The sequence below is a fragment of the Variovorax sp. P4_D9 genome, from assembly GCF_056401695.1.
The window spans coordinates 1-7524 of the sequence record NZ_JBFUIU010000444.1; the positions used below are offsets into that span (position 1 = coordinate 1).

Genomic DNA, 7524 nt, shown 5'->3' on the forward strand with positions numbered 1-7524 from the left:
GAGGAAGAGGTGGCGGCCTATATCAACGGCAACGATCGCCCCCTGGCGATCTATCCTTTCACGCATGACAAGGCACTGCAGGACTACTACGTCAGACGTGTCATGTCCGGCGGCGTATCGATAAATAGGTGACATGTGCGTAACGATGTGCATGCATGTCGGGTTGAGCCAGACGAAAAACGGCTTGCCTTCCTTCTTTCGCGTTTTCCAGGAATCCTGCTCAGCGAATGCCGGGTGATTCGCGCGGCAATTGCGACGTGTGTCGCTTCGTACAAGACGCGTCGCCGATTCGGCTGCAGATCGCGACGACGGCCGCGACGGATTCTCGATCTGTGGGATTGAGCTTCAGTGCGTTCTCCAGTGTAGCGATCGCCAGTCGATCCTGCCCGCCACGCTCGAGAGCCAGCGCATAGACATAGGCGAAGCGAGGGTTGTCCGGCGCGAGGTCTGCGGCGCGGCGCAAGGGCACGAGCGCTTGATCAAGATGGCGTTGACGCAGCAGGGATAAGCCCAAGGCGTGTTGGGCGGTGGCGTCGCTGGGAAATCTCGCCGCGACATCCCGCAGGAGCGATTGGGCATCGTCTTCCCGACCTCGGGCGCGATAGACATCGGCAAGGTTCAGCGACGATACGGCGAGATCCGGGGCCAGATCGATGGCCTTCCTCAACGCCGCCTCGGCTTCAGCCCACTTGCCCTGATCCGCATACAGGGTGCCGAGGTTGTCATAGGACTCCGGTCGATCGCCGTTGAACAACTGCACCCCTACGTATTCATTGATGATCGCGGAAAGCTGCGCCTGGTCCTTCGCGTCCCAGGCCGCGACCGGCACACCGGCCAGCCAGCGCGCAACGGACATGCGAACCCCCTTGACCGGATCGGCGAGCAGTGGGCGCAGCCATTCGGAACGGATCTCGGGTGGCGCAGTAGCCAGCGCCTCCACCGCGGTTCGCCTTACCAACGGGTCTCGGTCCTGCAGCAGCTTGCGGATCTGGTTCAGCCCTTCCGGCGCCATCGCGGGAACGGCCCGCGACAACGCACTGGCGCGCGCAATCGACGACTGGTTGGTGTCCTCGAAGACCTTGGACAGCAGTGACAGCGCTTTCTCGTCGCCCTTGTCGAAGGCCGCGAAGGCAGTTTGCAATGGCGGGTGCCGCACGTTGATGCCCGGATACCAGCGCTGCGCCCACTGCGACGCCCACTCGGGCGATTTGTCGACGTGGCACTTGTTGCAGGCATTCGGAATGCCCGTGCCCACCGAAAGATCGGGCCGCGGGACCCGGATGCCATGGTCGTGCCGTGGGTCGATCGACATGTAGGTGGTCGTCGGCATGTGACAGGCGACGCAACTGCTGCCGGTAGAACTCAATTGATGGAAGGTGTGGGTCGGTGCCTGGTACTTCGCCGGTGCATGGCATTGAAAGCACACCCCGTTGCCCGCTGCGCGCAGCTTGAGCGAATGCGGGTTATGGCAGTCGCTGCAGGTCACGCCCTTCTGGTACATCAGGCTCTGCTGGAACGAGGCGTAGTTGTAGACCTCCGCCCTCATCTGGCCGTCGGGCCAGAACAAGGCCTTGTCCAACAGCGAAGGCATGTGCGTGTCGAGCATYGGCTTGCCATGTACATATGCGTCGGAGATCTGGCTTCGGTGKGAGTGGCAGCGCGCGCACAGCTCGACTTCGGCGCGGTCGGGCGACACAGGCGGGCTGCGCACCGCGTTGCCGCTTTCCGCGCCAATGGTCCAGTGCGCATCCTTGCGATCCCGCAGCAGTTGCGCCAGGCCCATCGTTGCATCCGACAGCCGGGCCGCCCCGGACAAGGCCGCCCAGGCCACGTGGCTCGATCCCGGCCCATGGCAGCTTTCGCAGCCGACATTGCCTTCGGACCACGTGCTGCCGTAAGTGCGCGTGACAACATCGAATTTCTTCCTGAAGTTGGTCGTATGGCATTCGGCGCACATGAAGTTCCAGTTGTTCTGGCGGCCCGTCCAATGCAGCGGGTCACCGGGCTTGACGTTCTGCCCGGCGTGCAGGTCGAACCAGCGCTGGCCGCCCTTGTCGAGCGGGCGCGCGTCCCAGGCCGTGGTCAGAGCCTGCATGCCTTTGTCGGGCATCGGGACCAGGAACTGTTGCAGCGGATAGACACCCAGGGTGTGAGTGACCTCGAACTCCTGGTCACGTCCGTCGCGATCCTGAGTCTGGACGTAGAACTTGCCGTCGTGCTGCCGGAACCGCGAAGTGATGCCGGCCTCGGTGAAGGTTTCTCCATGGAAGGGTGCAAGCACGCTTGAGGGCGTGGCGTGCTGCATCGCCAGATCATGGTGCGACCCTTGCCAAGCCTGAAAATCAGTCTGGTGGCAGGCGGCACATGCCTGGGACCCGACGAACCTGGCGACCGACGACGGCGTGTCAGTGCCCGAGCCGATTGGGTGAGGCGCAGTTGCAGGCCGAAGGAGCAGCCATGCGAGCAAGAGCGAGAGGACGCTGACGGCCAGCGCGATCGCAACAAGCTTCCGCTTTTGGATGCGCATGGCGGCCTCTAGATCGAAGCAAGACGGCGCAGGTTTGGCGCCCGCTCGCCAACTGCACGGCGTCGGCGCCACCTGCGCACGCCGAAGACGGCGGCTGCGATCAAGACGACCAGTAGCAGCGCCGCGGCCGCAAGGATGCCTGCCATCTGCCGAACCAATACCAGCCAGTTGTTCTTCAGCAGCTGTGCGAGCGGGTTGTAGTCGGGCGGCGGCTTGATCACTCCGTTTTGCCGCTCGTAGTCGTCGTATTTGGCCAGCATCGTGTTCAGCAGCTCAGGCTTCTCGGCGCTGAGATCCTTCGACTCGGCCGGATCCGACTTGAGGTCGTAGAGCCGCCATTTGTGGTCCGAGAACGGGGCAACGTTCCGGCTGATCTTGTAGTCGCCGAAAAATAGCGCGCTGGCCCCCGTGGCTTCGAAGCCGACCGTGAAATCGGCGGGATGAATCGAAGATGCCTGTCCCTCGAGGTAGGGCAGCATGCTCGTGCCGGTGGGGCGGATCAGCTTCCTGCCCCTGTACTCGTCGCCGGGCATCGGAATGCCAGCGATGTCCAGCACGGTGGGCAGGAAATCGGTCACGTAGGCGAACTGATTCGTCATGCCGCCCGGCTTGACGTGCTGCGGATAGCTGATGATGAAGGGCACCCGCATGCCCCCTTCCGAGGATGTGCCCTTGAAGCTCGCGAAAGGCGTGTTGGACACTTCCGCCCAGTCCTGGCCGTAATGAACATAGCTGCCCTTCTGCCCCAGCTTCTCGATGCCGAGCGCATAGTTGACCCGATACCAGAGCCKGAAAGGCAAGTTGAGCGCGTTGAGCTCGACCGGGTCCGCGCCATTGTCGGACATCACGATGAACACGGTGTTGTCCAGCTGACCCGTCTGCTTCAGGTAGTCGCGGAACCGGCCGATGTGCTGATCGGCGCTGTCCAGCATCGCCGCGAACACGGACATCTTCTTGGCATAGAGCTTCTGGTCCTTCGGGTCCAGACTGTCCCAACTCTTTCGCAGCACCGCCTCGGGCAGTTTGAGCCCGGCCGGAACCAGGCCCATGTCGACCTCACGCTGGTAGCGCTCGGAGCGTAGCTTGTCCCAGCCTTGCGTGTAGCGATCCTTGTATTTGTCGATGTCCACTTCGGGTGCCTGCAGCGGCGAATGCACGGCCTGGAAGGCCAACAAGGCGAAGAAGGGCTTGTGGGCATCCTTGCCGTCCTCGACGTAGCTGATCATCCGATCCACGTAGTGCCGCGTCGAGTAGAAGTCGGCGGGCAATACCGCGCGCTTGCCGTCCTCCCACCAGACGGCCTCCATGTTGAGCGGCGCATAGACCTTGGCCTCGAAGTTGTCGGAGCCGGTCTGCTCGAGCGAGATGTACCGGTCCCAGCCCTTCGCACCTGGCGCATGCGCGAGTCCGTCGCCCATGTTCCATTTGCCGGCGAAATAGGTGGCGTAGCCGCCGTCCCGCATGAGCTGCCCGAGGCTGTGCGCGTTGGGACTCAGGAAGCCCTCGTAGCCAGGTTGACCTTTCTGGTTGTCGGCCATGATCGGCCTCAGGGAGCCCGCGCCCGCCCGATGATGGTCGATGCCGGTGTGCATCATGGCGCGCGACGATTCGCAAGTCGAGGCAGTGTGGAAATTGGTGAATCGAACGCCGGATTTCGCGATGTCATCGATGTTGGGCGTCTGGATCTCGCTGCCGTAGGCGCCAAAGTCGCTGAAGCCGGCATCGTCGATCACCACGAAGACGATGTTCGGGCGCTGCTGCTCTGCCTTTTCAGGGCCGCCCGGCGTCGCTCCCTGGACGCTCGACACCAAGAGCGCCGCCGTTGCGAGCGAACACAAAAAACTCCGGGCCTTGCCCCTTCTGTTCGTCATTCATTTGTCTCCTGTCTTCAAACGGGCGAAACGCCGACAGGCGAACGCATGGACGGAGTTTGAACACGAGGAAAAAAAGTGTCCAACGCAAAAGTAGCCCGAGTACATTGCGTTTCATGCAACCTGACCACAAGCTCGCAACCGACCTGCGGCGCTTGACCCATCTGATCGCGTTGGCCGAAGAGGGACGCTTCTCGCGCGCCGCAGTGCGGGTCCACCTGAGCGAAGCGGCCTTCGGCCGCAGCATCAAAAGCCTCGAGGACCAGGTAGGAATGCGTTTGTTCGACCGTGATGCCCAGCGGGTCTCGCTGACCCGGGCCGGCCAGATGGTGCTCGAGCGTGCGCGTGCCCTGGTCTTCGACAGTAGCTGCCTGCAGCGCGACATCGAGTTGATGAGGCAGGGGGATGCCGGCGAACTCGCGATCGGCGCCGCGCCCGTTCCGGCAGCGACCATCATGCCGAGCCTGTTGTCAGAGCTGGTTCGCAACAGTCCCCAACTGGTTACTCGAGTGCGTCTCGGCAATCTGTTGGGGCTGGTCGAAAAACTCGAAGCGCAAGAACTCGATTTCTGCCTGGGCGAGCCGAAGCTGCTGGCCCGCAGCGATCGCTATGCCAGCGCGCTGATAGGCGTGCAAGGCGGCGCCCTGTTCTGCCGGCCCGGACATCCAATCGAGGGCAGCAACAAGATCGACCTCGATGCACTGCGTCGCTACGGCGTGGCGGCCATATCTGCGACGCATTCGCTCCTGGAACAAATCGCCGTCAGTTACGGCTTCGACTCGGCGCACGACTTTCCGTTGACCGTCGAATGCGATGACTTGAATTTGCTCGGCCGCCTGGTTGCCGACACCGACGTGCTGGGCTTCTTGCCCGATGGAATGGCTGAGGCGAGCAAGCTGGACTTGCGCCGCCTCGAATTCAAGGTCAAGGCGCCCGTGGTCGCCAACATCCACGCCATCTGGCTCAAGGGTCGAACGATGTCGCCTGCTGCGCTGCGCGCTGTCACCCTGGCGCAGCAAATCGCGGCTCGACGGGGGCCTTGAGCTGAATGGTCGGAATGGACGGATGCGCGCTTCGTAGCGGAAAGCAGCCTGCGGCTCGACGTGGATGTCGGCAGAGCGGTTAACGCGATCGTCCACGGCAATGCATCACGCGCGATCCATCCATCCGGTCAGCGGAAATACTCGGTTCAGCAGTGCGCGCCTGCTGCTTCAGGGCTGGGGCGGCGCCTCCTGAGCTGCCCTCGCGATCTGCAATGTCTCGACGGTGCGCGCCAGGCTGTCGTGGGTTGCGGCTCGATCTGCGCCACAGGAAGGTCGATGAAATTGGCGGACAACTCCGAAAGGAGCCGCTGCGCAGTTGTTCGTGCAACGAGTCAGGTTGGGCAGCGTTGCGCCCAACGCGTCGTCGTTCAAGACGCTCGGATGGGAGTATCCTGCGCTCCGCCAACGGGAAGCCCGATCTGCCGAGGAGTTTGCATGCGCATTGTCTGGAGACTCTTGTCGCTCCTTGCCTTCATTCTCTGCGCGCTGTTGGGCGCCAGTGCGAATGGTCAGGACACAACCAGGCCGCCGGCGAAGATCCCGCTGGCTTTCGGAGGCGGCTCCAGCAGCCCTGTGGCCTTAAAGCTGGCCGCGCCGCGCGTTCCAGCATCTGCTTCACCACGCTTTGCCGCGTTCGTCCGGCAATCGCTCGGTTGATCGTCGCAATCGCCAATCCGGCGATCAGAGCCGCGCCGTGCTACTCTCGACGCTTGCCCCAGCGAAAGAAGTTTGTTAAGGACCGAAGCAGCCCATTGATGGCATCTGAGGCCGTGGTCGTTAGAACCTCAGCCACCCGCGCGATCGCCTCCATCTGAAGTACCCCGTGACGCGAGTTGCGTCCGCGCGGTTTGGATTCAAAATCTCCGAAGTGCTCTTGCACATGAGCCAGCTTGAATGAAAGCCCATTCGATCACTCTGCATCGACTGTGGATGCTGCTCGCCCAAGCCGTGACGGTGGGTGCCGGCCTGCTGATCGCTTGGCACGCGTTCGGCCCTGCCGCGTCGCCGCCCGCCCGCAACGACGTCGTCACGATTCATGAGGCAGGCGGCAGTTCATCGCTGGCGGACACGATACTTGGGCGACGCGACGCGGGCTATCGCTTGGCAGCGCGCAAGGCGTCGGCCTCGGTGGTCAACATCTACACGCGCAGCGCGTCAAGCCGCCGCAGCCGGCGCGGGCAGGATTCGCTGAGCCTGGGCTCCGGCGTGATCGTCGCGGCACAGGGCTATATCCTGACTAACAACCACGTGGTCGACGGTGCGACTGAGATCGCCGTCATGCTGCCGAACGGAAAGGTGGCTGACGCGCAGCTGCTTGGCCGCGACCCCGACACCGATCTCGCGGTGCTGAAGGTAGACGCGACGGACCTCCCGCCGATCACCTTCGCGGAGCCGAGTTCGGTGCAGGTGGGTGACATCGTGCTTGCCGTGGGTGACCCGTTCGGCGTCGGACAGACCGTGACTCAGGGCATCGTCAGCGCAACCGGCCGGAATCGGCTTGGCATCAATACGTTCGAGAACTTCATCCAGACCGACGCAGCAATCAACCCCGGAAACTCGGGCGGCGCATTGGTGGACGTCGACGGCAACCTGGTCGGAATAAATGCAGCCATTTACTCGGAAAGCGGAGGATCCCAGGGCATCGGCTTCGCTATCCCGGTGAGCCTGGCGCGCGAGGTGACGGACCAGATCATCGCGCACGGGCGCGTCGAGCGAGGCTGGATCGGCGTGGTCGCGCGCGATGCCAAACGCAGCGTCCCCGATGCATCCGGCGCGGTGGTCGAGAAGGTTCAGCGCGGTGGGCCGGGCGAGAAAGCGGGGTTGCGCGTTGGTGATACCGTCATTGCGATGAATGGCAAAAGCATCGCCGATGCCACGGCCCTCATCAATGAGACGGCGATGCTGGCACCCGGCAGCCGTGTCGAATTCAAGTTGACTCGCCACGGCGTGGCCATGGCCGTTGCAGTTGAGCTGGGCCGGCGTCCAATGCCGGCAGACAGGCGCCGGTGATCGTCATCACCGCCGACGCTCCGCGCGGTCGGGGCAAAAGACCCAACGCACGACAATCACTTATCGGCACGGC

5 protein-coding genes are annotated in these 7524 nt (G+C 63.2%); 3 read left to right on the forward strand and 2 right to left on the reverse strand.

Annotation, left to right across the window (positions count from 1 at the left end):
- Positions 1-220: 220 nt before the first annotated feature.
- Positions 221-2305 carry a tetratricopeptide repeat protein gene (locus tag AC1DY5_RS34535; protein WP_478118863.1) on the reverse strand — a complete coding sequence of 695 codons (2085 nt, stop codon included), beginning with the start codon at positions 2303-2305 and terminating at the stop codon, positions 221-223.
- A gap of 230 nt (positions 2306-2535) precedes the next feature.
- Positions 2536-4398 carry an arylsulfatase gene (locus tag AC1DY5_RS34540; protein WP_478118865.1) on the reverse strand — a complete coding sequence of 621 codons (1863 nt, stop codon included), beginning with the start codon at positions 4396-4398 and terminating at the stop codon, positions 2536-2538.
- A 116-nt stretch (positions 4399-4514) separates the two neighbouring features.
- Here AC1DY5_RS34540 and AC1DY5_RS34545 point away from each other — a divergent pair, with 116 nt between their 5' ends.
- The 3 genes from AC1DY5_RS34545 (at position 4515) to AC1DY5_RS34555 (ending at position 7451) form a co-directional block, all read left to right on the forward strand.
- Positions 4515-5441: a LysR family transcriptional regulator gene (locus AC1DY5_RS34545; RefSeq protein WP_478118867.1), complete on the forward strand. Its 927-nt coding sequence runs from the start codon at positions 4515-4517 to the stop codon at positions 5439-5441.
- 435 nt (positions 5442-5876) lie between these two features.
- Positions 5877-6098 (forward strand): hypothetical protein, encoded by a 222-nt coding sequence (locus AC1DY5_RS34550; protein WP_478118868.1) that lies wholly within the window; start codon positions 5877-5879, stop codon positions 6096-6098.
- Between the two features lie 237 nt (positions 6099-6335).
- Positions 6336-7451, forward strand: a complete 1116-nt coding sequence (locus tag AC1DY5_RS34555; protein ID WP_478118870.1) for a S1C family serine protease — start codon at positions 6336-6338, stop codon at positions 7449-7451.
- Positions 7452-7524 lie beyond the last annotated feature (73 nt).

Coding starts and splice junctions, on each gene's coding strand:
- AC1DY5_RS34545 (WP_478118867.1), top strand. CDS start 4,515: ATGCAACCTGACCACAAGCTCGCAACCGACCTGCGGCGCTTGACCCAT.
- AC1DY5_RS34550 (WP_478118868.1), top strand. CDS start 5,877: ATGCGCATTGTCTGGAGACTCTTGTCGCTCCTTGCCTTCATTCTCTGC.
- AC1DY5_RS34555 (WP_478118870.1), top strand. CDS start 6,336: ATGAAAGCCCATTCGATCACTCTGCATCGACTGTGGATGCTGCTCGCC.